Source organism: Halochromatium sp. NSM3, assembly GCF_059621085.1.
Window position 1 is genome coordinate 24,970 of record NZ_JCAQIA010000007.1, and the last position, 26,991, is coordinate 51,960.

Genomic DNA, 26,991 nt, shown 5'->3' on the forward strand with positions numbered 1-26,991 from the left:
GGGCGAGATTTTTCGCGGAGGAATGGATGAAGCTTGGTGTCATTGTTCTCGCGGCTGGCAAGGGTACGCGGATGCGCTCCGCGTTGCCGAAGGTGTTGCATCCACTCGCCGGGCGCCCGCTGTTGGGGCATGTGCTGGATGCGGCGGCGGCACTCGGCGCGGCGCAAATCTGTGTCGTCTATGGCCATGGTGGCCAGCAGGTTCCGGCCGCCTTTCCCGAGGTTAAGGCCACCTGGGTCGAGCAACAGGAGCGGTTGGGCACTGGTCACGCCGTGCTCCAAGCCATGCCCGCCATGGCAGGCATGGATCGGGTGCTGGTGCTTTACGGCGACGTGCCGCTGATCGAGCCCGAAACCCTCAATCGACTGGTCGATGACACGGCCAGTACCAAGCTCGGGCTGCTGACCATGCAGCTTGCCGATCCCAGCGGCTACGGTCGTATCGTGCGCGATAAGAGCGAGCGGGTCTTGCGTATCGTCGAGCAAAAGGATGCGAGCACCGCCGAGTGCGCGATCACCGAGGTCAATACCGGCATCATTGTCGCTGAACAGGCGAGCCTGTCCGCGTGGCTCGGGCGCATCGGCAACGACAATGTGCAGCACGAATACTATCTCACCGACGTCATCGGGCTCGCCGTCGGCGATGGCGTCGAGGTCGCCACGACCCAGCCGGAGACCCTGGAAGAGGTGGCCGGTATCAATGATCGCGCCCAGCTCGCGACGCTCGAGCGCTATTATCAGCGCGCCCTGGCCAATCAACTGATGCTCGATGGAACCACCGTCGTCGACCCGGAGCGGCTCGATGTGCGCGGCTCGTTGATCTGCGATCAGGATGTGGTGCTGGACGTGAACCTGGTCTGCGAGGGGCGGGTGCGGATCGGCGCCAACACGCGCATCGGCCCACATTGCCTGCTCAAGAATTGCACCATCGGCGCGGGCGTCGAGGTGTTGGCGCATTCGATCATCGAGGGTGCCACGATCGGTGCCGGAGCCCGTATCGGGCCCTTTGCCCGTCTCCGACCCGAGGCCGAGATCGGCGTCGATTGCCACATCGGCAACTTCGTCGAGGTCAAGAAGTCGCGCATCGATGCCGGCACTAAGATCAATCACCTGAGCTATATCGGTGATGCCGAGATCGGTGCTGGCGCCAACATCGGCGCGGGTACTATTACCTGCAATTACGATGGTGCCAACAAGCACCTCACCCAGATTGGTGATGGCGCCTTCATCGGCTCCAACACGGCCTTGGTCGCGCCGGTGAGCGTTGGCGCCGGCGCCACCATCGGCGCGGGATCGGTCATTAGCCGTGTCGCGCCCGCCGATCAATTGACGCTGACGCGCGCACCCCAGACGACCATCCCGGGCTGGGAGCGGCCGAAGAAGGGCGAACACTAGAGGACTTCCCATCATGTGCGGCATCGTCGGCGCTATCGCCCATCGTCCCGTCTCACCGATCCTGCTCGAAGGGCTGCGGCGACTCGAATACCGTGGCTATGATTCGGCCGGATTGGCGGTGCTCGATCCGGACGGCAAGATCGGTCGTTTGCGTACCCTGGGAAAGGTCGCTCAGCTCAGCGCCGCGCACGATGAACAACCGCTCGCGGGAACCCTGGGCATCGCCCACACGCGTTGGGCCACACACGGCGAGCCCTCCACCCAGAACGCGCATCCGCACATGGCGCGCCAGCGCTGCGCGCTGGTCCACAACGGCATCATCGAGAACCATGAACTACTGCGGCGCGAGCAGATGGCTGCCGGCCATGTGTTCAGCTCGCAGACCGATACCGAGGTGGTGGTGCATGCGATCCATGATGCGCTCGAGGCCGGCCATGAGCTGGCCGACGCGCTGCGCGACACCATCGCGCGGCTGGATGGCGCCTATGCGCTCGGGGTCATCGACACCCACTACCCGGATCGCTTGGTCGCCGCGCGCCAAGGCAGTCCGCTGGTCATCGGCGTTGGCTTCCAGGAATACTTCATCGCCTCGGACGTCTTCGCGCTGCTGCCGGTCACCAACCGCTTCATCTTTCTCGAGGAAGGCGATGTCGCCGAGCTGCGCCGCGATCGGCTCAGCATCTGGAACGCCCAGGGCGAGCGGGTCGAACGCCCGTTGCGCGAGTCCTCGGTGGCGGCGGACTCGGCCGAACGCGGCCAGTATCGCCATTTCATGCAGAAGGAGATCTTCGAGCAGCCGCGCGCCGTGGCCGACACCCTGGAAGGCCGACTGAGCAGCGAAGGCGTCCTGCCCGAGGCCTTTGGCGTCGACGCCGAGCGCATCTTTGCCGCCGCCCAGGCGGTCACCATCGTCGCCTGCGGCACCAGCTTCCACGCCGGTTTGGTCGCGCGCTATTGGATCGAAGCCCTGGTCGGTCTGCCCTGCAACGTCGAGGTCGCTAGCGAGTATCGCTATCGCCAACACGTGGTCCCAAAGGACTCACTGTTCGTCACCCTCTCGCAATCAGGCGAGACCGCCGATACCTTGGCCGCGTTGCGTATCGCCAAGGAGAGTGGTTATGCGACTACGCTCGCGATCTGCAATGTGCCGGAAAGCAGCCTGGTGCGCGAGTCCGATCTGGTGCTGCTGACCCGTGCCGGGCCCGAGATCGGTGTTGCTTCGACCAAGGCCTTCACCACGCAGTTGGTCGCGCTGCTGTTGTTGACGCTGACGCTGGCGCGTCTGCATCGGACGAGCATCGGCGATCAGGCTGATGCGTCTCGCCAGGGTGGTGCGGGTCAGTGTGATCAAGATACCCTGTATCAGGGTAAGCCGCGCGATGAAAAGGCTCACGCCGCCCGCCAGGCGGAGCTATTACGCTCGCTGCCGGCGCAGCTCGAGCGCGTGCTGGCGCTCAATGACGAGGTGGCCGCGCTCGCCGAGCAGTTCGTCGAGAAACACCACTGCCTGTTTCTTGGCCGCGGCGAGGCCTATCCGATCGCGATGGAAGGCGCGCTCAAGCTCAAGGAGATCTCCTACATCCATGCCGAGGCCTATCCGGCGGGTGAACTCAAGCACGGCCCGCTCGCGCTGATCGACGAGGACATGCCCGTCGTCGTGGTCGCGCCTAACAATGCCTTGCTCGAGAAGCTCAAATCCAACCTTGAGGAGGTTCGCGCGCGCGGCGGTCAGCTCTATGTGTTTGCCGACAATCAGGTGCCGTTCCAGGAAGACCCGGGCGTGACCATCATCCGCGTGCCCGAGACCGACGACCTCATCGACCCGCTGGTCTTTACCATCCCGCTACAACTCTTGGCTTATCACGTCGCCGTGCTCAAGGGCACCGATGTCGATCAGCCGCGTAATCTGGCGAAATCGGTGACGGTGGAGTAGCCTCGGCCTGAGGTCTTCGGCCGAGGAACTTGGGGATGGGACGCTTCTCAACCCGCGTGATACGGCCGGCTCTGCTCATGCACGGCCTCGACCATGGCGGCAGCGTGGTCGGGGTTGACGTCCGGATGGATGCCGTGACCGAGGTTGAAGACATGACCGCTGCCGCGGCCGTAGCTGGCGAGCACGCGGCCAACCTCGCGCTGGATGCGCTCGGGTGAGGCGTAGAGGGTGCAGGGGTCGAGGTTGCCTTGCAGGGCGACCTTGTCGCGCACCAGCTTGCGGGCATCGGCCAGATCGGTGGTCCAGTCGACGCCGAGCGCGTCGCAGCCGGTCTCGGCCATGCGGTCGAGCCATTGGCCAGCGCCTTTGGCGAACAGCACCACCGGCACACGGCGGCCATCGGCCTCGCGCGTGAGCCCCTCGACGATGCGCTCCATGTAGCGCAGCGAGAACTCGCGGAAGTCGGAGGGCGCGAGCACGCCGCCCCAGGTGTCGAACACCATCACCGCCTGGGCGCCGCGCGCGATCTGGGCGTTCAGGTAGCTGGTGACCGATTCGGCAACCTTACCGAGCAGCTTGTGCATCAGGTTGGGCTGATCGAACATCAGCGCCTTGCTGTGGGCGAAGTTCTTGGTGCTGCCGCCCTCGATCATGTAGGTGGCCAGGGTCCAGGGCGCGCCCGAGAAGCCGATCAGTGGCACTCGCCCGTCGAGTTCCTTGCGGATCAGCGCGACCGCGTCCATCACATAGCGCAGCTCGTCCTCAGGGTCGGGCACTGCAATGGCGTCGATATCGGCGGCGCTGCGCACCGGACGCGCGAACTGAGGCCCCTCGCCTTCGGCGAAGGAGAGGCCGAGGCCCATCGCGTCGGGGATGGTGAGGATGTCCGAGAACAGGATCGCGGCATCGAGCGGAAAACGCTCGAGCGGTTGGATGGTGACCTCGCAAGCCAGCTCGGGGGCGCGGCATAGATCCATGAAGCTGCCGGCCTTGGCGCGCGTCTCGCGGTACTCGGGCAGATAACGGCCGGCTTGGCGCATCATCCAGACAGGGGTGTAATCGACGGGCTCGCGCATCAGCGCGCGCAGGAAGGTGTCGTTTTTGAGCTCGGTCACAGGCAGGTTCCGGCAGCGGTGGTGGGTGGGTGTTGTTGTCGCGGGCAGGATACTACGCCGGTTCGGATGCTGTCAGGGGCGGATGCGGGGATGCAGCTGACGTGCCGCAAACGGCTGCGGTCCGTCAGCCGCTATTGACTGCGGAAAACGGCAGGGGCTGCGGTTACAATCGCGCGATGGAAGATATCTCTCATATTCTCGATCCCCTGAACCCGGCCCAGCGCGAGGCCGTCACCGCCGATGCCGGCAATCGCCTGGTGCTGGCCGGTGCCGGCTCCGGCAAGACCCGGGTGTTGGTCCACCGCATCGCTTGGCTGCTGCAGGTCCAAGACGTGCGCTCTTGGCGCATCTTGGCCGTCACCTTCACCAACAAAGCCGCGCGCGAGATGAAGGGCCGTATCCAGGAGATGCTCGGCGATCCGGTCGGCGGCATGTGGGTCGGCACCTTTCACGGGCTGGCGCATCGCTTCCTGCGCGCGCATTGGCAGGATGCCGGGCTGCCGCAGCAGTTCCAGATTCTGGATTCGGATGATCAGTTCCGGCTGGTGAAGCGCACGTTGAAGGCGCTGGAGCTGGATGAGTCGCGCTGGCCGCCGCGTCAGGCGCAAGGCTTCATCAACAGCCAGAAGGACGAAGGCCGCCGCCCCAAGCACATCGATGCGGGCGGGGATTTCTTCCAGGAGCAGATGCTGCGCATCTACCGTGCCTATCAGGAGGCCTGCGACAAAGCTGGCAGCCTCGACTTCGCCGATCTGCTGCTGCGCGCGCATGAGCTGCTGCGGGATCGACCGGACATCCTGCATCACTACCGCGAGCGTTTCGCGCACATCCTGGTCGATGAGTTTCAGGACACCAATGCCATTCAATACGCCTGGCTGCGGTTGCTGGCGGGTGACCGAGACAACCTGTTCTTGGTCGGCGATGACGATCAGTCGATCTACGGCTGGCGCGGCGCGCGGGTCGAGAACATCCAGAGCTTCCAGCGCGACTATCCGAACACGCAGATCGTGCGCTTGGAGCAAAACTATCGCTCGACCAGCACCATCCTCGGTGCCGCCAACGCGCTAATTGCGAACAACCCGAGTCGGCTCGGCAAGAACCTCTGGACCGAGGACAGTGCCGGCGAGCTGATCCGCCGCTATGCCGCCTTCAACGAGATCGATGAGGCGCGCTTCGTCGTCGAGCGCATCCGCCGCGCGAGCCAGGAGGAAGGGCTCGCGCGCAGCGATTGCGCCATCCTCTATCGCACCACGGCGCAGTCGCGGCTGTTCGAGGAGGCGCTGATCCAGGCCGGTCTCCCGTATCGGGTCTATGGCGGTCAGCGTTTCTTCGAGCGCGCCGAGATCAAGGATGCGCTGGCCTATTTGCGCCTGATCGGCAATCCTGCCGACGACACCGCCTTCGAGCGCATCGTCAATCTGCCGCCGCGCGGGATTGGCGCGCGCACCGTCGATCTATTGCGCACCCAGGCACGCGCCGACGGCAGCACGCTCTGGCAGGCGGCGCGGGCAGCGGTCAATCAGGCCCTGTTGCCGGCGCGGGCGACGGGCGCGCTGCGCGGCTTCATCGAACTCATCCAGCGGCTGGCAACGCGCGCCGCAGGCGAGCAAGAGCAGGGGCAAGAGCAGAAGCAAGCGCTGGATCTGGAACTGCCGGATCTGGTCGCCGAGGTGCTGAAAGCGAGTGGCCTGCCGGTCCATTACGAGAAGAACAAGGACGGGCGCGGCATCGAACGACTGGAGAACCTGGAGCAGTTGGTCGAGGCCACGCGCCGCTTCGCCGCCGAGGCGCCGAACGACGAGGGCGATCTCCTCGGCAGCTTTCTCGCGCATGCCGCGCTCGAGGCCGGTGATGCGCAGGCCGACGGCTTCGAGGACAGCGTGCAGCTGATGACCTTGCACAGCGCCAAGGGGCTGGAGTTCCCGCTGGTGTTCATCACCGGAGTCGAGGAGGGGCTGTTTCCGCACAGCATGTCGGCCAGTGATCCAGTCCGACTCGAGGAAGAGCGGCGCCTATGCTACGTCGGCATCACGCGCGCCAAGCGCCAGCTCTATCTGACCCATGCCGAGAGCCGCCGGCTGCACGGGCGCGAGGAATACCCCATGCCGTCGCGCTTCCTGCGCGAGGTGCCGGCCGAGCTGATCGAGGAGGTGCGTGGCGGTGGGGGCAAGGGCAAGCGGCCGTCCGGTGGCGCCGCCAAAGTCGGCCTCGGCGCCGGCGCCGGAGCCAGCGCGCGTGGCGCCGATGCTGGCGGTGGGTTCAAGCTCGGGCAGCGTGTGCGCCATCCAAAATTTGGCTGCGGCGTGGTCTTGAACGCAGAAGGTCGCGGCGCCGGCGCCCGTATCCAGGTCAATTTCGAGTCGGCTGGCGCAAAGTGGCTGGTGCTCGACTATGCGCGTTTGGAGCCAGCCGACTGAACGCTTGATCACACCGCACGACAGAGGAGTCCGCAATGCAACGCCGAGCCTTACTCACTGGAGCCGGAGCCGCAACCCTCGCCTTGGGGGCTGGCGTGAAGCCAGCCGCAGCCAAGGCCGAGCATCGCTGGAAGATGGTCACCACTTGGCCAAAGAATTTCCCGGGCCTCGGCACCGGGGCCAATCATCTGGCTGAACTGATCGGGCAGATGAGCGGCGGGCGTGTCGAGGTCAAGGTCTATGGCGCCGGCGAGCTGGTGCCGGCCTTCGAGGTTTTCGACGCGGTCTCGCGCGGGACTGCGCAGATGGGCCACGGCTCGGCCTATTACTGGAAGGGCAAGAGCGAGGCAGCGCAGTTCTTCTCCAGCGTGCCGTTTGGGTTGACTGGACCGGAGATGAACGGCTGGCTCTACCATGGCGGTGGTATGGAGCTGTGGCGCGAACTCTACGCGCGGTTCGGATTGGTGCCGGCGGCGGCCGGGAATACCGGCGTGCAGATGGGCGGTTGGTTCAACAAGGAGATCGGGTCGGTCGAGGATCTGAAGGGCCTGAAGATGCGCATCCCAGGGCTCGGCGGCGAGGTGCTCAAGCGCGCTGGCGGTACCCCGGTGAGCTTGCCCGGTGGTGAACTCTTTACCTCGCTGCAGTCCGGGGCCATCGATGCGACCGAATGGGTCGGTCCCTATAACGATCTTGCGTTCGGACTCTACAAGGCAGCCAAATACTATTACTACCCAGGCTGGCACGAGCCAGGCACCACGCTCGAGGCCATGATCAACAAGGAGGTCTTTGATGCGCTGCCGGATGACTTGCAGGCGATCGTGCTGAACGCCTGCAAGGTGGTGAATCAGGACATGCTGGCCGAGTACGCGGCGCGCAATCCGACTGCGTTGCAGACGCTGCTTGATGAGCACGGGGTCGAGCTGCGCCAATATCCCGATGATGTGCTGCTCAAGCTGCGCACGATCGCCAACGAGGTGGTCGCCGAGATCGCCGAGAAGGATGCCTTCTCGCGCAAGACCTTTGCGTCCTATCAAAAATTCCTCACCAACGCTAGGGACTGGAGCGCGATCTCTGATTTGGTCTATCTGCGGGCACGCGATCAGCTCAAGGGTTGAGCGATGCCGGGATGTCCGCCCGGGCGGTGCGGCGTCTGATCGTGATCGGGCCGCCGCCGCTGGCCCTGTATGTGCATCTGCCTTGGTGCGTGCGCAAATGCCCGTATTGCGATTTCAATTCGCATGTGCTGCGAGATGGGATTCCCGAGGCCGCCTACATCGACGCCTTGCTGCGCGACCTTGATGCCGAGCGCGCGCGGGTCGCAACCACGTCTGATCGGGATCGGCCACTGATCTCGATCTTCATCGGCGGCGGCACGCCAAGCCTATTCTCGGGCGCGGCGATGCGTCGTCTGCTCGACGGGATCAGGTCGCGGTTCGTGGTCGCGGATGACGCCGAAGTGACGCTGGAGGCCAATCCGGGCGCGGTCGATGCCGCGCATTTCGCGGGCTATGCCGAGGCCGGGGTGAATCGGCTCTCGATCGGGGTACAGTCGATGAGCGACAGGTCGCTTGAACGGCTCGGGCGGATACATGCGAGCGCCGATGCGCTGTGCGCGGTCGCGGCGGCGCGCGCGGCCGGGATCAGTAACCTCAATCTGGACCTGATGTTCGCACTGCCTGGACAGGATCTAGCGGCCGCGCGCGACGATGTGCAACGGCTGATCGCGCTCGCACCCACGCACCTCTCCTATTACGAGCTGACGCTGGAGCCGAACACCGCGTTCTATCAGCACCCGCCCGCGGTGCCTGATCCTGATCTGGCCGATGCGATCCAGCAGCAGGGGTTCGAGCAGTTGGCGGCGGCGGGTTTCGAGCGCTACGAGATCTCGGCCTTCGCGCGGCCGGGCGCTCGTTGTCGCCACAACCTGAACTACTGGCGGTTTGGAGATTATCTGGGCATCGGCGCCGGGGCGCATGGGAAGTTGAGCGATGCGAGATCGGGGACGGTCGAACGCCGGGCGAAGAGGCGTCACCCGGATGCCTATCTGAAGGCGGGTGACCCGACAAGCTCCGTGCGGACCCTCTCGGAGCAGGATCTGATCGAGGAGTTCGCGCTCAATGCCTTTCGGCTGGTCGAGGGCTTCACGGCGGCGGACTTCGAGCGCAATACCGGGCTGAGCGCAGACGCCCTTGCACCCGGCTTGCGTGCCGCAGCGGAGCTTGGGCTGGTGTCGCGCGTTGACACTGGAGCTGCAAACCCGGTCGTGATCCGCCCAACCGTGCACGGTCTCGCGTTCTTGAACGATCTGATTGCGGGTTTTTCTGCCTGAGAAGGAGGCTGAGTTGCGAGCTTGAATGGCTTCTGGGGTGCCCAATGCAGCATTTCCAGACGGTTTCTGAAATCTGAATCGTGGCGGCTAAGTTCTGTGCTCGAATGGCTGCTGAACAGCGAACAGGGCTAGGGTGTTCAGGATGAAGATGTCCCAACGAAAAAAGGCCGAGCGATGGCTCGGCCTTTGGTTCAGTCACCGCTGGCGCTAACCTGCTGGGCTGGCCGCGTAGGCCAGCCGAGTGAGGTCAGCGCGGCGACCGCACTCAGGCGGCGGCGCGCGTCTCTTCCTGAGTGCTGGTGCCTTCGATGTAGTGACCATTGTCACCGCGAATCTCGATCTTGCGCGGCTTCATGGCCTCCGGCACCTCACGCACCAAGTCGATGTGCAGCAGCCCGTTCTCGAGCCTTGCGTCGACCACCTTCACATAGTCGGCGAGCTGGAAGCGACGCTCGAAGCTGCGGGTTGCAATACCGCGATAGAGGTAGCGCCGCGAGTCTTCGTCGTCATTCTGCTGGCGCGAGCCGGTCACCGTGAGCAGATTCTCCTTGGTCTCGAGACCCAGGTCGCCCTCGGCGAAGCCCGCTACCGCCATGGTGATGCGGTACTTGTTCTCGTCCTCGACCTCGACGTTGTAGGGCGGATAGCCGCCGGCCTCGTTGCGAAACGCATTTTCGAGCGAGGGCGCCATCCGGTCGAAGCCGATCATGGAACGGAACAGGGGTGAGAAGTCGATGGTTGTCATCTGCATATTCTCCAAATGAGCAATATGGTTGGGGTTGGCGTTCCCGAGGAACCGCCGGTTTCAGTGCGAACGCCGAGTTGGCCGTCCGCGTTATGTAAAGTAATACAGCTTGCTGGTTTTGCAAGCCAACATGGATAAATTGTCATCTTTCCTGCTGGCTTGGCCCGACGGCCTTAGCATCCCTGATCGGAGGCGTCTTCGAACGGCGGCTGCTTGAGCGCCGCGCGGGCCTGCTTGGCCTGTTCGATACCGCCGAGCGAGAATAGCCAGATCTGCTCGACGAGCGCGTCGAGGCGTTCGGCAACGGGCGGGCGATCCGGATGCAGGCGCGAGATGATCGGCGTGGCGTGATGATAGTAGAGGATCTGTCCGATCACGCTTGCGGCACAGTCGATGGTCAATGGATCGTTGGTGCGGGTCTCGAGGAGCGTGGCGACGATCTCGTACAGCTCGCGCGCGTCTGGCTCGAGGTGCTCGGCGACGATCCGGTCGAGCACCTCGGTCGGGCGCATCATCTCGTTGAAAAACAGCGTGCTTGGTCGAACCTGTCCTTCGCTGTCGTTGTCGCAACGCAGGAATTCCTCGAGCAGGGCCTGAATATGCACACGCAGGCGTTGCTCGGGTGGGGCATCGGGTGGCAGAAAGGCGGTTCGGCGCGCGCGCAGGGTCTCGAACAAGCGCCCGTAGATCGCTTCATAGAGGCTTCGTTTGTCGCCAAAGTGGTAATGCACGGCGGCCACGTTGGCCTCGGCACGCCCACAGATCTCGCGGATGGTGGCGGCGCGATAGCCGTGCTCGGCAAAGACCTCGAGTGCCGCCTGCAGCAGGCGCTCGCGTGTGTTATGCGTGGGTTCGGTGTCCGGCAAGACAGTCTCCTCGGCTGCTCGGCGTCATTATTTTAGAACACCGAGCATGATGACCGAGGGCTTCGTGTAAACTCCATCGGTTTGTTTCTCTTCTCACCACGGACCCTTTGCGACGAGGTCGAGTCGGTTGGATAACGACCATAACGTGCCAGATCGCCACGGTTCGGACCGCTCCGGCACGGCGCAAGCACGCACCCAACGCCCACCTGCGGCACCCCGAAAAGGCCGCCGCCGCCGGCAGCCTACCGGGCCGGTGCTCGGCATCCTCGACTGGCTCGCGCGTCTGGTCAAGGCGGGCCTGGCGATGCCGTTCGATCTGGCCGTGATCGGCGTCTTCGCGGCGGCGGTGGTGGTGCAGGCGCTCGAGGCCGAGGTGCCGCCGATCGAAGCGCTGACCGAGGTCAAGTTCGAGGAACCGCTGCGCATCTTCGCCGCCAATGGCGCGCTGATGGCCGAGTTCGGCGTGCAGCGTCGGCGCGCGGTGGCGATCGAGCAGATCCCGCCGCTGCTGATCAAGGCCTTCATCTCCGCCGAGGATAGCCGTTTTTTCACCCATGACGGGATCGATGCGATCGGCTTGACGCGCGCGGCGGTGAGCGTGGCCAAAAGCGGCGAGGCGACCCAGGGTGGCAGCACCATCACGATGCAGGTGGCGCGCAACTTCTTCCTGACCCGCGAGAAGACGGTCAAGCGCAAGCTGATCGAGATCATGCTCGCCTGGAATCTAGAGGCCCGGTTGAGCAAGGACGAGATCCTGAGCCTTTATCTCAACAAGATCTTCTTCGGCCATCGCGCCTACGGGGTCGCGGCCGCCGCCGAGTTCTATTACCAGAAATCACTCGATCAACTGACGGTGGCGGAGATGGCGATGCTCGCGGGTTTGCCGAAAGCGCCCTCGGCGAACAACCCGCTCTCCAATCCCGAGCGAGCACTTGAGCGCCGCGATTACATCCTCGAGCGCATGCACGCGTTTGGCTATATCGACGACACCGACTTCCTGCTCGCGAGCACCGCGCCCTTGAGCGCAAAACGCTATATCCCCGCGATCGAGCTGCGTGCCGATTATCTCGCCGAGATGGCGCGCCAAGAGGTGGTCGAGCGCTACGGTCAGGAGGATGCCTACCGTCTCGGCTTACGCGTCTATACCACGGTCGACGCAGGGCTGCAACGCGCCTCCGATGCGGCGCTGCGCAAGGGGCTCAGAGCGTACAACGAGCGCCATGGCTACCATGGCCCGGAGGCGCAGGTTGAGCATGTCGGCGCCAAGACCCATGAGGCACTAGACGCGCTCCTTGCCGAGCGTCCGCGCGTCCCCGGGTTGCCGGTGGGGATCGTGGTCAGTGCCTCGGCGTCGCGCGCCGAAGTCTACCTAGGGCAGGGCGAGACGCGCGGTCTCGAGCTGGCGCAGGTCAAGTGGGCGCGGCGGTTCAGGACCGAGAACGCGCGCGGAGCGGCGCCGCGTCGCGTCACCGATGCCGTGGCCGTCGGCGATGTGATTCGGCTGCGGCAGACCGAGGACGGCGATTGGCGATTGGCGCAGGTGCCCAAGGTGGGCGGCGCGCTGGTGGCGCTGGCGCCCGAGGATGGCGCCATCCGCGCCCTCTCCGGCGGCTATGCCTTCGAGTGGAGTAAGTTCAATCGGGCCGTGGATGCGAGGCGTCAACCCGGCTCGACCTTCAAGCCCTTCGTCTATGCGGCGGCCCTGGAAAAGGGCTATACGCCCGCGAGCCTGGTCAAGGATGAACGCTTCGAGATGCCTTCGGCCGGTGGCATGTGGCGACCGAAGAACGCGGATGGGAAGTTCATGGGGCCAATCCGCATCCGCGTCGCCTTAACAAAGTCGCGCAATCTTGCCGTGGTCAATTTAGTTGATCGAATGAGCGTCGATTACGCCCGTGAGTACATCCAACACTTCGGTTTCGCGCCCGAGACCATCCCGCCGGATCTGTCGATGGCCTTGGGCTCGGGCTCGGTGACCCCGCTCGAGCTGGCGCGGGGTTTTGCCGTATTCGCCAATGGTGGCTATCGGGTGCAACCCTATCTGATCGAGCGGATCGAAGATGCGCAGGGTCAACGGCTGTTCGAGGCGCAGCCGTTACGCGCCTGCATGACGTGCTGGATCGACGCCGATGTGGATGCGGCCCAGGTGCTGCCGATTGGCGCCTCCGATGATCCGCGCGCTCCGCGCGTGATCGATCCGCGCATCGCCTACAACATCGACTCCATGCTGAAGGACGTGATTCAATCGGGGACCGCGACCCGCGCACGGCGCCTGAAACGCGAGGATATCGCCGGCAAGACGGGCACCACCAATGAGTCGCGCGACTCCTGGTTCGCTGGTTATCAGCCCCAGCTCATGGCGGTCGCATGGGTGGGTCGCGATGACAACAGCCCGCTCGGGCGCGGCGAGTGGGGCGGGACTGCCGCGCTTGGGATCTGGATCGATTTCATGGAGGAGGCCCTGGCTGACCTCCCGGTCGCGACCATCAAGCGCCCCGAGGGGATGGTGCCGGTGCGCATCAGCCTGCACAGTGGTGAGGTGACGCAATCGCGCAGTAATAGCCGCATCGAATATATCCGCGACGAGTATCGACTCATGACTCTGGGGCCGGACCCGGTGCGGTACTCGAAACAAGAGGCGCCGCCGCAGCAGCGACGGCGCACTGCGCCCCGGATGCTTGATGAGTTGTTCTAGTTTTCTGAGCTGCCTATGCGGCAGTGAATGAAGCAGTCCTTTTAAACAACAGCAGGACATCGAAGGGGTTGCAGACCGCCTCGCCGCGCCAGTTGTAGCCGTTGTACCAGGTCGGTGAGGAAGGCGAAGCGGATATGGGCGTCGGAATCCTTGATCACCGAATAGAGATTACGCAGCCCGTCGCGCATCGCTCGCGCGGTCTCCGGATTGGTCAAGTTGTCGAGGATTGGCTTGTCGTATTCATCGACCAGCACCACCACCCGCTCGCCGGTTGCGGCATGCGCCTTGCGGATCAGCTCGGCAAAGCAACCGCTAACGCTGGACTGAGTGCAACGGATGCCGAGCGCCTGCTGATTGAGGTCGAGCTGCTCGCAGATCTTGCCCTCCAGTTCTGCCGGATTCCCAACAACACCGCCGCCGAAGCTGAGGCGGATGACCGGGAAGCGTCTCGACCAATCCCAGCGGTCATAAGCTTCCAGCCCCTCGAACAGCGCCTGATGACCGCTGAATAGCTCGGCGAGCGTATCCAAGAACAGGCTCTTGCCGAAGCGGCGCGGGCGCGAGAGGAAGTAATAAGTTCCCCTCGTCGATCAGCCGCAGCGCGAAGCCGGTCTTGTCGACATAGTAATAGCCGCCTTCGCGGATCACGCGGAAGGTCTGGATGCCGATCGGTAACCGTTGGCGGGGCATGGGCTTGGCTCGATTGTGCAAAATGGAAGCATCTCAGCTCCCGGTGCTCACGTGATGCGTTGCCTCAATATAGCGGTCGAAGATTGTCGAGCCCAAGCCCTCATCTAACCTCATGATGCGCCAGTGGATGACCGCCGTCGCGGTAAAAGAGGTAGCGTTTGCGGCCCGCTTGGCGGATCTCGGGGTCATGGTCGAGCGGCTCGCACAGGCGCTCGAAGCGGCTGTGGAACGCCGGAACCTCGGCGCTGGGGCTGAGGTTGATCAGCACCTGATTTTCCTCCTCGGGTCGACCGTCGCTGCTGATCAGGATGGGGGTGAGCGCCGCATCGGTCTCGCCGACCAGCCCATGCGGGAGGAAGCTGTCTTCGCGGAAGCTCCACAGCAGCCGATCGAGGTGACGCGCCTGGCGTGCGTCCGGGCAGTAGATGAGCACGCGTGGCGGCTTGGCATCGTCAGGCGCGCGCTTGCGGATGCGCTCGACCAGACGACAGGTGAGTCCGAAGCGATCGCTGCGGCTGCCGTCCTTGAGGATGTAGAAGTCGACTCGGGTCATCAGGGCGGCACCTCCATAGCGGTGGCACCGACAGCGCAGCGGCTGTGATGCCGCTGGCGGCTGTCGCGCGGTGATTCAGACGCCCTCGCCTTGGCTCTGACCGGCCCGATCGAGCAGGAATTGGCTCAGCAGCGGCACCGGTCGCCCGGTCGCGCCCTTCTCTTTGCCAGTGAGCCAGGCGGTACCGGCGATGTCCAGATGCGCCCAGGTGTAGGCCTTGGTGTAGCGCGAGAGGAAGCAGGCGGCGGTGATGGCGCCGCCGTCGCGGCCGCCAACGTTGGCCATGTCGGCGAAGTTGCTGTCGAGCTGCTGCTGGTAATCGTCCCAGAGCGGCAGGCGCCAGACGCGGTCGGCGCTGGTCTCGCCGGCTTGGGTGAGGGCCTCGGCGAGGGCGTCGTCGTTGGCGAACAACCCGGACGGATGGCGGCCGAGGCCGACGATGCAGGCGCCGGTGAGGGTGGCCATGTCGATCACCAGGGCCGGGTCGAAGCGCTCGACATAGGTCAGTGCGTCGCAGAGGATCAGCCGGCCCTCGGCATCGGTGTTGAGGATCTCGATGGTCTGCCCGGAGAGGCTGGTGACGATGTCGCCGGGCTTGTTGGCGGCGCCATCGGGCAGGTTCTCCGAGGCCGGCACCACGCCGATGACGTTCAGCGGCAGCGCCAAGTCGCACAGCGCGCGCATCGCGCCGATCACGCCCGCGCCGCCGCACATGTCGTACTTCATCTCGTCCATCGCCTCGGCGGGCTTGATCGAGATGCCGCCGGCATCGAAGGTGAGTCCCTTGCCGACGAGTACGACGGGCTTGTCGTCATTGCGGCCGCCGCGGTACTGCATGATGATGAACTTGGCCGGCTGCCGACTGCCACGGCTGACCGAGAGCAGGGCGCCCATGCCGAGTTCGGCCATGGTGTCCTCTTCGAGGACCTCGACCAGGAGCTTGTCGGAATGCTCGGTGAGCGCGACGGCCTGATCGGCGAGATAGCTTGGGGTGCAGAGGTTGCCGGGCAGGTTGCTGAGATCGCGCGCCAGCGCGACGCCGTCGGCGATGGCGAGGCCCTGTGCGGCGCCGCGCTCGGCCAGTTCGGTCTGCGCGCCATCCTGAATCCAACAGTCGAGTTCGGCGAGTGGCGCTGCGGCCTCGGTAGCGGGTTTCTTGGTCTCGGTGTAGCGATAGGCGCTCTGCGCGGCGAGCAGGACCGTGTGGCGCACACATTGATAGGTGTCCATGCCGTTCGGCTCGAGCGCTGTGAGTGTGCAGAGGGCATGATCGAGGCGGGCGGCATCGAGTCGCGACAGCGCCGCCTTCAGCGCCTTCTCGTAAGCGGCGCGGTCGAATTCCTCGTGCTTGCCGCAGTTCACCAGCAGCAGGCGCTTGGCGTTGACGCCAGCGACGCCATAGAGCATCAGCGCGCCGCCGATCTTGCCGTCGAGATCGCCCTGCTCGAGCACTGCGGTCAGGGCGCTGTTGCTGGCGGCATCAATGGTCTTGGCGGCATCGGAGAGCTGGCGCTCGCTGAAGACGCCGAGGATCAGGCACGGGGTCTCGACCTGGGTCAGGTCCTGGCTGGTGATCTTGGATTGCATCGAAGCTCCTGAGGCGGCTGGGCGAGGGCTTGGGTTACTATCCCAAGTCTATCAGGCTCAAAAGTCTATCAGGTATCGTCTTGGTGTCCGCGCCGCAGGCCATTCGTGATGGCCGGCTTGCCTGGCATCCCGCCTGAAACGTCGTCTGAAAGCCTGCCCGCACGCCTGTCTGACATGAGTGGAGCGCCGTTGCCTATCCTCGATCGCTATCTCGCCGGCGCCGTGATCGGTGGCACGCTGTTGGCTTTGGGGGTACTGATGCCGTTGCTGGCGGTCTTCGTGCTCACCGATGAGATCAGCGGGGTGGGCGACGGGGGTTACGCGCTGAGCGATGCGCTGTGGTTCGTGACCCTCTCGATGCCGCGTTATCTGTATCAGGTGTTTCCGATCGCGACGCTGATCGGGGCTTTCATCGGTCTCGGGCAGCTTGCCGCGCGTTCGGAGTTGGTCGCGATGCGCGCGGCGGGCCTATCGATCGCGCGCATCGTGCGCGGCGCGATGGTGGGCGGTCTGCTGCTGGCGGTGGGCGCGACGGCCGTGGGTGAGTTGGTGGCGCCAGCGGCCGAGCGGCATGCGATCGCCGTGCGCGCGAGCGCACGCAGCAACGATGCCGTGCAGATGAGCGGGCAAGGGCTATGGGCACGCGATGGTAATGCCTTCATCAACGTGCGAAGCATCGAGGCTGGGGCCGCGTTGTCCGATATCGATCTTTTCGTGATCGAGGACAATCGGTTGAACGTCGCCACGCATGCGCGCGAGGCCCGCTACAGCGAGGGACAGTGGGTCTTGACGGATATCGAGCGCAGTCGCATCGGCGTCGATCGGGTCGAGGTGGAGCGTGTCGAGCGCGCGCGTTGGGACTCGCTGCTCAATCCGCGCCTGCTGGAATTGATCGTCGTCGAGCCGCAGGCGTTGTCGGTTTGGGGGCTGTATCGGTATCTGCGCTACATGCAGCGGACCGAGCAGGATGCGGGCGCGCATGCGGTCGCGTTTTGGGCCAAGCTGGTTCAACCGCTGTTGATCCTGGCGATGATCTTCGTTGCCATCCCGGTATTGCTGGGTTCTGCCCGGAGCAGCAGCACCGGGATCAAGCTCTTTATCGGCATTGCGCTGGGTATCCTGTTCTATCTCGTCAGTCGCACCTTCACCTATCTGGCGTTGCTGTACGGGATGAGCCCGGCGCTTGCGGCCTTTGCGCCGCCGCTGCTGTTTACGACTGGGGCACTCATCGTGCTGCGGCGCGTTGGATGAGGCGCTGTTGAACACATCGGCCTGGAGATAAGCGATGCACTATCCGACCATCGAAGATCAAGTGGGCAACACCCCGCTGGTGCGGCTGCAACGGCTGCCCGGCGAGACCAGCAATTGCATCCTCGCCAAGCTCGAGGGCAACAATCCGGCGGGTTCGGTGAAGGATCGGGCCGCGCTGAGCATGATCCGCCACGCCGAACAGCGCGGTGCGATCCGCCCCGGCGATACCCTGATCGAAGCGACCAGCGGCAACACCGGTATCGCATTGGCGATGGCTGCCGCGATCAAGGGTTATCGGATGCTGCTGATCATGCCGGAGCATATGAGCGTGGAGCGGCGCCAGTCGATGGCGGCCTACGGCGCCGAGATCCGGCTCACGCCGAAGGACGGCAGCATGGAGGCGGCGATCGATCTGGCGCGCGAGCTGGAGGCGCAAGGGCTGGGTGTGCGCTTGGATCAGTTCTCGAATCAGGATAATCCGCTGGCCCATTATGAAGGCACCGGCCCGGAGATCTGGCGCGATACCGAGGGTCGGGTGACCCATTTCGTCAGCGCCATGGGCACGACGGGCACCATCATGGGGGCGAGTCGGTATCTGAAAGCACAGAATCCGGCCGTGCGGATTGTCGGCGTGCAGCCGGAGGAGGGCTCGAGCATCCCTGGTATCCGGCGCTGGCCCGAGGCCTATTTGCCCAAGATCTACGAGCCCTCGCGGGTCGATCGCGTCATCGATGTCTCGCAGACCGAGGCCGAGGAGACGATGCGCGCACTGGCCGCGCGCGAGGGGATCTTTGCCGGTGTCTCGTCGGGTGGCGCGGTGGCTGCGGCGCTCAAGCTCGCGGCCGAGGTCGAGGACGCTCTGATCGTGGCGATCATCTGCGATCGCGGTGATCGCTATCTGTCGACCGGTGTCTATCCCGAGCGCTAGCGGGCCGGCGTGGCGCTAGACGCTCGGTGTGGCGCTTCTCTTAGACCTGCTCAGATGGGGCTGCCGGTGGTGATCAGCTTCAGTATCTCGATGGAGATGAGCGCGCCGACCACCAGCATGACCAAGAACATCAACAAGAGGGAGCGGCTGATACGGCGGTTGATGTCCTTGCCCTGCTGCTCGATCACCTCCTGCAAGTGCGGGAAGTGTTTGTCCTGTCCCTGGGAACGCTTGTCCGTGGCCTCGATGCGTTTTTCCAGCCGCGTGAGGCGTTGCTCGATCTCGTCGCGCAGGTTCGTCAAACGGGTCTCGCTGCTTTCCTGCTGGCGTTCGATCGTCTGTTGGATGGACGAGATGCGTCTGTCGATCTGCTCGCCCTGACCTTTGAGGAATCGGCGCTGCTGCTCGAGCGCGACTTCGATGGCCTCGAGCCGTTCGAGCTGATCTTGTTGATTGCGCACCGGGGCGATGATGGAAAGTTCCTCGAGCCAGTTGCCGAGGTTCTCTTTGATGAAATCGATGTCTTTTTGGCGAAGAGTCATGGTTGCTCTGGAAATGATCGTCGGCTTTGAAAGAAGGGGATAGCGAGTGTATCAGGGCGCTGCCCGGCCTGCGGCATCCCTGCGGCATCAGGCGAGGCGCGTTATGATCGGCGCCGACATTGGGAATGACAGAGTAGGTGAGGCACGATGAGCCGGAAATCCAAGGCGTTGCCGGCGCAACCGATCGAGGCCGTGATCGAATCGCTCGCCCATGATGGGCGCGGGGTCGCGCGGGTCGAGGGCAAAACCGTGTTCGTGCATGGTGCCTTGGCCGGGGAGCGCGTGCGCTTGCGGCTGACTCGGCGCTTGAAGCGCCATGACGAGGCCGTGGTGAGCGAGGTGTTGGAGCCCTCGGCGCAGCGAGTCGAGCCGCGTTGCGCGCACTTTGGCGTCTGTGGTGGCTGCGCGCTGCAGCACATGGACCCAGCGGCGCAGATCGAGAATAAACAGGCGATCCTGGCCGATGTGCTGCAGCGCCTCGGTGGCCTGGCGCCGGCGCGCTGGCTGCCGCCGCTGGCCGCCGAGGGTGCCGAGGCGCACTGGGGCTATCGGCGCAAGGCGCGGCTCGGGGTGCGCTGGGTGGCGAAGAAGGGTCGGGTGCTGGTCGGCTTTCGCGAGCGTGGCTCGAGCTTCATCGCCGATGTGCGGCGCTGCGAGGTGCTGCATCCGAGCGTGGGCGAGCGGCTCGAGGATCTGGCGCGGCTGATCGAGGGTCTGAGCATCCGCGAACGGCTGCCGCAGATCGAGGTGGCGCAGGGCGACGGGCCGGTGGTGCTGGTGTTTCGGGTACTGGACCCGCCCTCGGCGGCCGATTGCGAGCGGCTGCTCGGCTTTGCCGCCGAGACTGGTTTTCATGTCTATCTGCAGGAGGGCGGGGTCGAGAGCATCCGCCCGCTGCCCGATCAGGGGATCGAGCTTGGCTACAGCCTGCCGACTCAGGGGCTGACGTTCGGCTTCGAGCCGACCGATTTCACGCAGGTGAATCTTGAGCTGAATCGGCGGATGATCGATCAGGCGCTGGCGCTGCTCGATCCGCAGCCCGCCGAGCGCGTGCTCGATCTGTTCTGTGGGCTCGGCAATTTCACACTGCCGATCGCGCAGCGGGCGCGCGAGGTCGTCGGGGTCGAGGGCGATGCGGGCTTGGTGGCGCGGGCCGAGGCCAATGCCGTGCGCAATGGGGTTGAGAATGCGCGCTTTTACAGCGCCGATCTCTATGCGCAAGGTGGTGCGCAAAGTGGTGCGCAAGCGGGCGCACAAGGGAGTGTGCAAGTGGGCGCGCCGTCTCGCCAACGCCCGGCCGCATCGCCCTTGGCCGGTGCCCCCTGGCTTGATCAGCCCTTCGCTAAGGCGTTGCTCGACCCGCCGCGCAGCGGTGCGCTCGAGGTGCTGGATGGGCTTGCCGGTTCCGGTGTGAAGCGCATCCTGTATGTGTCCTGCTACCCGGCGACGCTGGCGCGTGATGCAGCCAAGCTGGTTGGCGAACTCGGCTTCCGGCTCGAGGCGGCGGGCGCGATGGATATGTTTCCCCACACGGCGCACCTGGAGGCGATGGCGCTGTTCGAGCGCGCTTGAGGCGCTCGCCTATCAGGCTGAGATGAGGCAACAGCGATGGCGACTGAGATCGAGCGTAAATTCCTCGTCCGCGACGACAGCTGGCGCGCGCAGGCGTTGCCCGGCGTGCGGCTGATGCAGGGCTATCTGGCGTCGACGCCGACGGTGACGGTGCGCGCGCGACTCGAGGGCGAGCAGGGCGTGCTGACGCTCAAGGGCGCGACCCACGGCATCCGTCGCAGCGAATACGAGTATTCGATTCCGGCCGAGGATGCCAAGGCCATGCTGAGCGAGCTAGCCCAGACCGGGATCATCGAGAAGACCCGCTATCGAGTGCGCTGCGGCCCGCAGACCTGGGAGCTGGATGTCTTTGCCGGCGACAATGCCGGCCTGGTGGTGGCGGAATTGGAGCTGAGCCGCGAAGACGAGCCCTTCGAGCGCCCGAGCTGGATCGGGGCCGAGGTCAGCGATGATCCGCGCTATTACAACGCCAACCTGGCGCGTCATCCGTTCAAGCACTGGTGAGGCGATCCGTGCGCATCTAAGAATCCGGTCTTACTTGACAGCCGTTAAGATCACTCTAAACTGAAGACTCTCATGAGGTTATAGAGTTTTCATCCAGTAAAATGTCAACAGTTGATTGGGTTTGCCGCGCGCTTCATCCTCGCTGGCTGCGTCAGGTGATGATGGCGAGTGCCTGTCTGGGGTTGGTCTTGACCTTGAGTGGCTGCACCAAGACCGCACCGACTCGCGACGTCGAGATGGCGGGTGAGCGCTTCGATCTCAGCGGGCTCGAGCCAAAGCGCGCTGATCTGGTCACGGCCGCGCTCGCGCAGATTGGGACGCCCTATGCGTATGGGGGGGCGACACCGCATCAGGCGCTCGATTGCAGTGGGCTGACCTTGGTCGCCCATCAGGCGGTCGGCATGCAAATCCCCCGCGTTTCGACGCAGCAACAGGCGGCGGCTCGGCCATTGCAGGGGCCTCCCAAACCGGGCGATCTGGTGTTCTTCCGCACGGCACCGAGCCAGTATCACGTCGGCCTGATGGTGGATCGGCAGCGCTTCGTCCATGCCTCGACCTCGAAGCGGCGCGTGCGACTCGCGAGCCTCGGCAATCCCTATTGGCAGAAACGTTTCCTTGGGGCCGGCAGTTATCTGTAGCGGGTTTGACGGGCGCTCAAGACGGGCGCGCAACAGGAACGCCGCTAGGCAGGCACCTCATCGGGTAGGAACGTCACCCGGAGTCCACTGTCTACGCTTGGTGAAAACAGCGCTGTGTGGTCGCGTGGCCGGCTGCACTCGCGTTTTTAGGGCCATTGATGCACAATGGCCGGCGGTCCGGCCTTGCGTGGTGACACCGGGCCGTTCGAGCAATCTCAGTCCACGCTCTGAAGGAGACGTCAGAATGTCCGATAAGCCAATGAACAAGAGCCGTCGTGACGCCGTCAAGATGATGCTTGGTGGTCTCGCCTCGGTGCCGCTGGTTAACCTGGTTGGCATTGCCGCCGCCCAGGCCCAGGATCTGCCGCATGTTGATCCGGCCACCGACCCGACCGCGCAAGCGCTCAAGTACGCCGAAGACGCAGCCAGCGCCGATCGCGCCGCCGCAGGTCGTCCGGGCAAGCCACCGGAAGAGCAGTTCTGCCACAATTGCCAGTTCGTGCTGGCCGACTCGGGTGAATGGCGCCCGTGCAGCCTGTTCCCCGGCAAGGCCGTGCATGAGACCGGCTGGTGTGCATCCTGGACGCTGAAGGCCGGCTAAGACCGCGCCTCCGTTTGCGGCATCTCGCCGTTCTGCGGGGCGTTTTTTCGCCCCGCGTTAGCCCCGCTTACCGTTCTTCCTCGTCCTTCCCGCTCAGTGCCCTGTCGGCTCCACACTCGCTTCCGTCGCGCCGATGCCTGCTGATCAAGCGCCCACGCATAGGCCCTTGCCTCGAATCCCTAACCTAGCCTTTATCGATCGGCGATGTACGCGAGCGTGCCGCCCCGATAACCTCCTGTTGTTCCGTTGTGTTGGATGTGAGTCATGAGTCTCGCGCTCCTGCCGGTTACCCGGCAACTGCTGATCCGGGCGTTGCTCTGGGCGCTCATCGGCGCCATTTATGCCCCCTTATTCGTGGTCCTCGAGGCGCTATTAGCCCCCATGCTGGGGGTCTTCGCGTTGGTGGGGGCCGCTGCCTGTGCTGGCGCGATCGGCGCCGCTTACTACAGTGCGCGGCAGGTGGCCTTGGCGGCCAGCCTGATCGGCGCGCTCGCGACGCTGTTCGTGCTCATCCTGTTTCACGACCAAGCCCTGTTTTGGCAGGCCGCGTTGCTCTGCGGTGTGCTGGGTCTGGCAACCGGGCTTTTGGTCGATTTCCCCAGCCGCTGCACCGCGAATGTGCCAGCGAAGGCCTTGGTGGGCGCGTTGTCAGGTGTCGCCTCCGGGGCGGTGCTCTCGGCGTTGGCCTTATTCGGGCTCGGGCTCTCGTCGGTGGTTGCGGTTGCCTTCCTGGTGTCGGTCAACGGTGTGATCTATGTCGCCTCCGTGCGTTGGGTCGTGACTGCCGCCGGTGGCTTGCCGCGGCGTTGGTGTCCGGTCGCCGAAGGTTTGGTCATCGGCCTGGTGGCGATCATCGTCGGCGGCAGCGTTTGGGCCTTTGCGAGCACGCTGTCCGGGTATGACCAGCCCGGGCTGTTCCTGCAGGTGATCGAGACCACGTCCTCGGGCTTGCCGGTTGCCGCCGCAGCTGGCCTGGCCGCCGGCAGCGTGACCGGGGCCTTGCTGGAGCTGTTCGATTTTGACTGGGTTGATGATCTATGAACGGTCCGAGACGCGCGTCTTCGGGGCCTAGCGGCGGGGTCGGTTGATGGCGGCGCGCAAGGGCGATCGGCGTTGGATGCAGCGCCATCTCAAGGATCCGTATGTGCAGCAGGCACAGCGCGAGGGCTATCGTTCGCGGGCGGCGTACAAGCTGATCGAACTCGATCAGCGCGATCGCTTCCTGCGACCGGGCCAATGCGTGGTCGATCTCGGCGCGGCACCGGGCGGTTGGTCTCAGGTTGTGGCCAAACGCAACGGGCCGAAAGGGTGCGTGTTTGCCATCGATCTGCTGGAGATGGAACCAATCGCCGGGGTCGATGTCGTGCGCGGTGATTTCCGCGAGGCCGAGGATCTCGCGCAACTGAGCGCACGGATCGGCGATGCGGGGGTCGATCTTGTGCTTTCGGATATGGCCCCAAACGTGTCGGGAATGCCGGCGGTGGACCAGCCACGCATGATGTACCTGGTTGAGCTGGCGATCGATTTCGCGGCGCGGTACGCAAAACCGGGTAGCGCACTGGTCGTCAAAGCGTTTCAGGGCGAAGGCTTCGACCACATGCTCAAGGATCTGCGACAAGGGTACAAGCAGGTCCATATTCGCAAGCCAGCGGCCTCCCGGTCCACAAGCCGCGAGGTTTATCTGGTAGCGAAAGGGCGTCAAGTCCGGTAACGTCCAACTTAACGACATTCCATTTTCGCGGTCCCCCGAGCCAGCCGGTTCGAGCACCGCCGTTCTTAAAGAGGCCGATGCCGTGAGCGACATGGCGAAAAATTTAATCCTTTGGGTGGTCATCGCGATCGTGCTGATGTCCGTGTTCAACAACTTCACGGCTACGCAGTCGAGTCCGCAGACCCTGGCCTATTCCGATTTCATCAGGCAGGTCCAACAGGGCCAGGTGAAAGAGGTGACGGTACAGGGACGCACGATCGATGGCGTTAACCAGAACGGGCAACGTTTCACCACCTACAGTCCCGACGACAATGGGCTGATAGGCGATCTGCTCAACAATGATGTCGAGATCCGAGCCGCGCCTCCCGAGAAGCCCTCGGTGCTGATGCAGATCCTGATCAACTGGTTCCCGCTGTTCATCCTGATCGGCCTGTGGATCTTCTTCATGCGGCAGATGCAGGGCGGCGGCGGTGGCCGCGGTGCCATGTCCTTCGGCAAGAGCAAGGCGCGCATGCTGAGCGAGGATCAGGTCAAGGTCACCTTCGCCGATATGGCCGGCGCCGATGAGGCCAAGGACGAGGTGGTCGAGGTCGTCGATTTCCTGAAAGACCCGTCCAAGTTTCAGAAACTCGGCGGCAAGATCCCCAAGGGCGTGCTCATGGTCGGCCCGCCCGGCACCGGTAAGACGCTGCTCGCGCGCGCCATCGCCGGCGAGGCCAAGGTGCCGTTCTTCACCATCTCTGGCTCGGACTTCGTCGAGATGTTCGTCGGCGTCGGCGCCTCGCGCGTGCGCGATATGTTCGAGCAGGCGAAGAAGCACGCGCCCTGCATCATCTTTATCGATGAAATCGACGCGGTCGGTCGTCATCGTGGGGCTGGCTTGGGCGGCGGGCACGACGAGCGCGAGCAGACGCTGAACCAGTTGCTGGTCGAGATGGATGGCTTCGAGGGCAACGAGGGCGTGATCGTGATCGCCGCGACCAACCGCCCCGACGTGCTCGATCCGGCCTTGCTGCGTCCTGGTCGTTTCGATCGCCAGGTGGTGGTGCCGTTGCCCGATGTGCGTGGTCGCGAGCAGGTGCTCAAGGTGCACATGCGCAAGATCCCGACCGCCGAGGATGTGACCCCGTCGCTGATCGCACGCGGCACGCCGGGCTTCTCCGGTGCCGACCTGGCCAATCTGGTCAATGAGGCGGCCTTGTTCGCGGCGCGTTCCAACAAGCGCCTGGTCGACATGGAGGACCTCGAGAAGGCCAAGGACAAGATCATGATGGGCGCCGAGCGTCGTTCGATGGTCATGTCGGAGGACGAGAAGAAGCTGACCGCTTATCACGAGTCCGGGCATGCGATCGTTGGCCGCTTGGTGCCGCAGCATGACCCGGTGCATAAGGTCAGCATCATCCCGCGCGGTCGGGCATTGGGCGTCACGCTGTTCCTGCCCGAGGACGATCGCTTCAGCTACAGCAAGCAGCGTCTGGAGAGTCAAATCTCCAGCCTGTTCGGTGGTCGTTTGGCCGAGGAGCTGATCTTTGGCGCGGAGATGGTCACCACCGGTGCCTCGAATGACATCCAGCGCGCGACCGATATCGCGCACAACATGGTCACCAAGTGGGGCCTTTCGAACAAGCTGGGCCCCTTGACCTACAGCGAGGACGAGCAAGAGGTGTTCCTAGGCCATTCGGTGACCCAGCACAAGTCGGTGTCGGATGAGACCACGCATCTGATCGACAAGGAGGTGCGCAGCTTCATCGATCGCAACTACGAGCGGGCCAAGACCATTCTCACCGAGCACATGGATCAGCTCCACGCGATGGCTGCGGCTTTGATGAAGTACGAGACCATTGATGCCGATCAGATCAACGACATCATGGAGGGGCGCGCACCGCGGCCACCAAAGGATTGGAGCAATGACGAGCCGAAGCGTCCAGGCGGGGGCGCGGATGCGCCGGTCACCCCATCCACCGATGGTCGGCCCGCCTCGGGTCCGATCGGCGGGCCCGCCGGCGAGCACTGATGCGCGCGGGCAGCGACCGCTGTAGCGCACGCGGATGACGGCACTGCAGTGCGGGGACCGGTCACTGGACCTGACCGTTCCCCGCGTCATGGGTATCCTCAACGTCACCCCCGATTCCTTCTCGGACGGGGGTGATTTTGTGTGTGTCGCGCATGCGCTCGCGCACGCCGAGCAGCTCGTGGCCGAGGGTGCGGCGATCATCGATGTCGGCGGCGAGTCGACGCGTCCCGGTGCCGAGCCGGTGCCGGAAGCGCAGGAGATCGACCGCGTGGTGCCGGTGATCGAAGCGCTCAGTCGGCGCGTCGAGGTGCCGATCTCGATCGATACCTCCAAGCCTGCGGTCATGCGCGCCGCTGCGCGTGCTGGCGTCGGGATGATCAACGATGTTTTCGCCTTGCAGGCGCCCGATGCCTTGCGCGTAGCGGCCGAGACCGGTTTGCCGGTGTGCCTGATGCATATGCAAGGGCTGCCGCGTACCATGCAACATGAGCCGCATTATGAGGATGTGGTGGCCGAGGTCATCGACTTCCTGCGCGCGCGTGTCCATGCGTGCGAGCAGGCCGGTATTGCGCGTCAGCGGCTGGTGCTTGATCCGGGCTTTGGCTTTGGCAAGCGCCTCGCGCATAATCTGACACTGCTCGCGCGATTGGATCGGGTCGCGGAGCTTGGGTGTCCGCTGTTGGTGGGTCTGTCGCGCAAGTCCATGCTCGGCGCATTGACGGGACGGGATGTGCGTGGCCGGGGTCCGGCCGGGGTTGCCGCCGCAGTGCTGGCACTGGCGCGGGGTGCGGCGATCATCCGCACCCATGACGTCGCGGCGACGCGGGATGCGGTCCGCGTGTTCGCTGCGGTTGCCGCTGCAGCTTGAGTGCCGATGGTCGCTCGATGAGAGGAAGGTGAAGC

General features: G+C 64.5%; 22 protein-coding genes and 1 pseudogene. 16 read left to right on the forward strand and 7 right to left on the reverse strand.

Translation table 11 applies throughout. The annotated features are described in order from the left end of the window. Window positions 1–26: 26 nt before the first annotated feature. Window positions 27–1,394, forward strand: coding sequence for a bifunctional UDP-N-acetylglucosamine diphosphorylase/glucosamine-1-phosphate N-acetyltransferase GlmU (gene glmU, locus AC54T3_RS04720; protein ID WP_496622757.1), 1,368 nt, complete (start codon window positions 27–29; stop codon window positions 1,392–1,394). 13 nt (window positions 1,395–1,407) lie between these two features. Beyond that, window positions 1,408–3,327 carry a glutamine--fructose-6-phosphate transaminase (isomerizing) gene (glmS, locus tag AC54T3_RS04725; RefSeq protein WP_496622758.1) on the forward strand — a complete coding sequence of 640 codons (1,920 nt, stop codon included), beginning with the start codon at window positions 1,408–1,410 and terminating at the stop codon, window positions 3,325–3,327. Between the two features lie 47 nt (window positions 3,328–3,374). Here the strand turns inward: glmS and hemE are convergent, their stop codons facing one another. Continuing rightward, window positions 3,375–4,442, reverse strand: a complete 1,068-nt coding sequence (gene hemE, locus AC54T3_RS04730; protein ID WP_496622759.1) for a uroporphyrinogen decarboxylase — start codon at window positions 4,440–4,442, stop codon at window positions 3,375–3,377. A gap of 176 nt (window positions 4,443–4,618) precedes the next feature. On the opposite strand from hemE, the gene uvrD reads away from it, so the two are divergent. The 3 genes from uvrD to hemW are packed head-to-tail and all read left to right on the forward strand — an operon-like array spanning window position 4,619 to window position 9,191. Continuing rightward, window positions 4,619–6,859 (forward strand): DNA helicase II, encoded by a 2,241-nt coding sequence (gene uvrD, locus AC54T3_RS04735; protein ID WP_496622760.1) that lies wholly within the window; start codon window positions 4,619–4,621, stop codon window positions 6,857–6,859. Between the two features lie 35 nt (window positions 6,860–6,894). Beyond that, on the forward strand, window positions 6,895–7,977 hold the full coding sequence (locus AC54T3_RS04740) for a TRAP transporter substrate-binding protein (protein WP_496622761.1): 1,083 nt from the start codon (window positions 6,895–6,897) through the stop codon (window positions 7,975–7,977). A gap of 11 nt (window positions 7,978–7,988) precedes the next feature. Then, window positions 7,989–9,191, forward strand: a complete 1,203-nt coding sequence (hemW, locus tag AC54T3_RS04745; RefSeq protein ID WP_496622762.1) for a radical SAM family heme chaperone HemW — start codon at window positions 7,989–7,991, stop codon at window positions 9,189–9,191. A gap of 265 nt (window positions 9,192–9,456) precedes the next feature. Here the strand turns inward: hemW and AC54T3_RS04750 are convergent, their stop codons facing one another. Both AC54T3_RS04750 and AC54T3_RS04755 read right to left on the reverse strand, forming a co-directional pair. Then, entirely contained in the window at window positions 9,457–9,936 is a 480-nt protein-coding gene (locus AC54T3_RS04750) for an Hsp20 family protein (RefSeq protein WP_496622763.1), read from the reverse strand. A 173-nt stretch (window positions 9,937–10,109) separates the two neighbouring features. Further along, window positions 10,110–10,802 (reverse strand): TetR/AcrR family transcriptional regulator, encoded by a 693-nt coding sequence (locus AC54T3_RS04755; protein ID WP_496622764.1) that lies wholly within the window; start codon window positions 10,800–10,802, stop codon window positions 10,110–10,112. A gap of 145 nt (window positions 10,803–10,947) precedes the next feature. On the opposite strand from AC54T3_RS04755, the gene AC54T3_RS04760 reads away from it, so the two are divergent. Next, complete coding sequence (locus AC54T3_RS04760; protein WP_496622766.1) at window positions 10,948–13,497, forward strand: penicillin-binding protein 1A; 2,550 nt, start codon at window positions 10,948–10,950, stop codon at window positions 13,495–13,497. A gap of 40 nt (window positions 13,498–13,537) precedes the next feature. Here AC54T3_RS04760 and AC54T3_RS04765 read toward each other — a convergent pair. The 3 genes and pseudogenes from AC54T3_RS04765 to AC54T3_RS04775 form a co-directional block, all read right to left on the reverse strand. Then, window positions 13,538–14,187, reverse strand: a pseudogene (locus AC54T3_RS04765) (AAA family ATPase); the annotation flags it as partial. Between the two features lie 100 nt (window positions 14,188–14,287). Further along, window positions 14,288–14,740, reverse strand: a complete 453-nt coding sequence (locus AC54T3_RS04770; protein ID WP_496622768.1) for a DNA polymerase III subunit chi — start codon at window positions 14,738–14,740, stop codon at window positions 14,288–14,290. 75 nt (window positions 14,741–14,815) lie between these two features. After that, entirely contained in the window at window positions 14,816–16,327 is a 1,512-nt protein-coding gene (locus AC54T3_RS04775; RefSeq protein WP_496622770.1) for a leucyl aminopeptidase, read from the reverse strand. Window positions 16,328–16,516: 189 nt separating this feature from the next. Between AC54T3_RS04775 and lptG the strand changes: the two genes are divergently transcribed. Together lptG and cysM are read left to right on the forward strand one after the other, a co-directional pair. After that, window positions 16,517–17,578 carry an LPS export ABC transporter permease LptG gene (lptG, locus tag AC54T3_RS04780; protein ID WP_496622771.1) on the forward strand — a complete coding sequence of 354 codons (1,062 nt, stop codon included), beginning with the start codon at window positions 16,517–16,519 and terminating at the stop codon, window positions 17,576–17,578. A gap of 34 nt (window positions 17,579–17,612) precedes the next feature. Then, window positions 17,613–18,506, forward strand: coding sequence for a cysteine synthase CysM (gene cysM / locus AC54T3_RS04785; protein WP_496622773.1), 894 nt, complete (start codon window positions 17,613–17,615; stop codon window positions 18,504–18,506). Between the two features lie 50 nt (window positions 18,507–18,556). Here the strand turns inward: cysM and AC54T3_RS04790 are convergent, their stop codons facing one another. After that, window positions 18,557–19,048 (reverse strand): hypothetical protein, encoded by a 492-nt coding sequence (locus tag AC54T3_RS04790; protein WP_496622775.1) that lies wholly within the window; start codon window positions 19,046–19,048, stop codon window positions 18,557–18,559. A 147-nt stretch (window positions 19,049–19,195) separates the two neighbouring features. Between AC54T3_RS04790 and rlmD the strand changes: the two genes are divergently transcribed. The 8 genes from rlmD to folP all read left to right on the forward strand — a co-directional run bounded on the left by rlmD (window position 19,196) and on the right by folP (window position 26,956). Continuing rightward, on the forward strand, window positions 19,196–20,620 hold the full coding sequence (rlmD, locus tag AC54T3_RS04795; protein WP_496622776.1) for a 23S rRNA (uracil(1939)-C(5))-methyltransferase RlmD: 1,425 nt from the start codon (window positions 19,196–19,198) through the stop codon (window positions 20,618–20,620). 36 nt (window positions 20,621–20,656) lie between these two features. Then, a complete protein-coding gene (locus tag AC54T3_RS04800) occupies window positions 20,657–21,124 on the forward strand; it encodes a CYTH domain-containing protein (protein WP_496622778.1) in 468 nt (155 codons plus the stop codon). Window positions 21,125–21,282: 158 nt separating this feature from the next. Further along, window positions 21,283–21,762, forward strand: a complete 480-nt coding sequence (locus tag AC54T3_RS04805) for a C40 family peptidase (protein ID WP_496622780.1) — start codon at window positions 21,283–21,285, stop codon at window positions 21,760–21,762. A gap of 244 nt (window positions 21,763–22,006) precedes the next feature. Then, window positions 22,007–22,363 (forward strand): high-potential iron-sulfur protein, encoded by a 357-nt coding sequence (locus tag AC54T3_RS04810; protein ID WP_496622782.1) that lies wholly within the window; start codon window positions 22,007–22,009, stop codon window positions 22,361–22,363. A gap of 264 nt (window positions 22,364–22,627) precedes the next feature. Beyond that, window positions 22,628–23,404 (forward strand): hypothetical protein, encoded by a 777-nt coding sequence (locus AC54T3_RS04815; RefSeq protein WP_496622784.1) that lies wholly within the window; start codon window positions 22,628–22,630, stop codon window positions 23,402–23,404. 46 nt (window positions 23,405–23,450) lie between these two features. Then, window positions 23,451–24,074, forward strand: coding sequence for a 23S rRNA (uridine(2552)-2'-O)-methyltransferase RlmE (gene rlmE, locus AC54T3_RS04820; RefSeq protein ID WP_496622786.1), 624 nt, complete (start codon window positions 23,451–23,453; stop codon window positions 24,072–24,074). A gap of 91 nt (window positions 24,075–24,165) precedes the next feature. Next, a complete protein-coding gene (gene ftsH / locus AC54T3_RS04825) occupies window positions 24,166–26,088 on the forward strand; it encodes an ATP-dependent zinc metalloprotease FtsH (protein WP_496622788.1) in 1,923 nt (640 codons plus the stop codon). Window positions 26,089–26,176: 88 nt separating this feature from the next. Next, a complete protein-coding gene (gene folP / locus AC54T3_RS04830) occupies window positions 26,177–26,956 on the forward strand; it encodes a dihydropteroate synthase (protein ID WP_496622790.1) in 780 nt (259 codons plus the stop codon). Window positions 26,957–26,991: the final 35 nt, after the last annotated feature.

Coding starts and splice junctions, on each gene's coding strand:
- glmU (WP_496622757.1), top strand. CDS start 27: ATGAAGCTTGGTGTCATTGTTCTCGCGGCTGGCAAGGGTACGCGGATG.
- glmS (WP_496622758.1), top strand. CDS start 1,408: ATGTGCGGCATCGTCGGCGCTATCGCCCATCGTCCCGTCTCACCGATC.
- uvrD (WP_496622760.1), top strand. CDS start 4,619: ATGGAAGATATCTCTCATATTCTCGATCCCCTGAACCCGGCCCAGCGC.
- AC54T3_RS04740 (WP_496622761.1), top strand. CDS start 6,895: ATGCAACGCCGAGCCTTACTCACTGGAGCCGGAGCCGCAACCCTCGCC.
- hemW (WP_496622762.1), top strand. CDS start 7,989: ATGTCCGCCCGGGCGGTGCGGCGTCTGATCGTGATCGGGCCGCCGCCG.
- AC54T3_RS04750 (WP_496622763.1), bottom strand. CDS start 9,936: ATGACAACCATCGACTTCTCACCCCTGTTCCGTTCCATGATCGGCTTC.
- AC54T3_RS04770 (WP_496622768.1), bottom strand. CDS start 14,740: ATGACCCGAGTCGACTTCTACATCCTCAAGGACGGCAGCCGCAGCGAT.
- AC54T3_RS04775 (WP_496622770.1), bottom strand. CDS start 16,327: ATGCAATCCAAGATCACCAGCCAGGACCTGACCCAGGTCGAGACCCCG.
- cysM (WP_496622773.1), top strand. CDS start 17,613: ATGCACTATCCGACCATCGAAGATCAAGTGGGCAACACCCCGCTGGTG.
- AC54T3_RS04790 (WP_496622775.1), bottom strand. CDS start 19,048: ATGACTCTTCGCCAAAAAGACATCGATTTCATCAAAGAGAACCTCGGC.
- rlmD (WP_496622776.1), top strand. CDS start 19,196: ATGAGCCGGAAATCCAAGGCGTTGCCGGCGCAACCGATCGAGGCCGTG.
- AC54T3_RS04800 (WP_496622778.1), top strand. CDS start 20,657: ATGGCGACTGAGATCGAGCGTAAATTCCTCGTCCGCGACGACAGCTGG.
- AC54T3_RS04805 (WP_496622780.1), top strand. CDS start 21,283: ATGATGGCGAGTGCCTGTCTGGGGTTGGTCTTGACCTTGAGTGGCTGC.
- AC54T3_RS04810 (WP_496622782.1), top strand. CDS start 22,007: ATGTCCGATAAGCCAATGAACAAGAGCCGTCGTGACGCCGTCAAGATG.
- AC54T3_RS04815 (WP_496622784.1), top strand. CDS start 22,628: ATGAGTCTCGCGCTCCTGCCGGTTACCCGGCAACTGCTGATCCGGGCG.
- rlmE (WP_496622786.1), top strand. CDS start 23,451: ATGGCGGCGCGCAAGGGCGATCGGCGTTGGATGCAGCGCCATCTCAAG.
- ftsH (WP_496622788.1), top strand. CDS start 24,166: ATGGCGAAAAATTTAATCCTTTGGGTGGTCATCGCGATCGTGCTGATG.
- folP (WP_496622790.1), top strand. CDS start 26,177: ATGGGTATCCTCAACGTCACCCCCGATTCCTTCTCGGACGGGGGTGAT.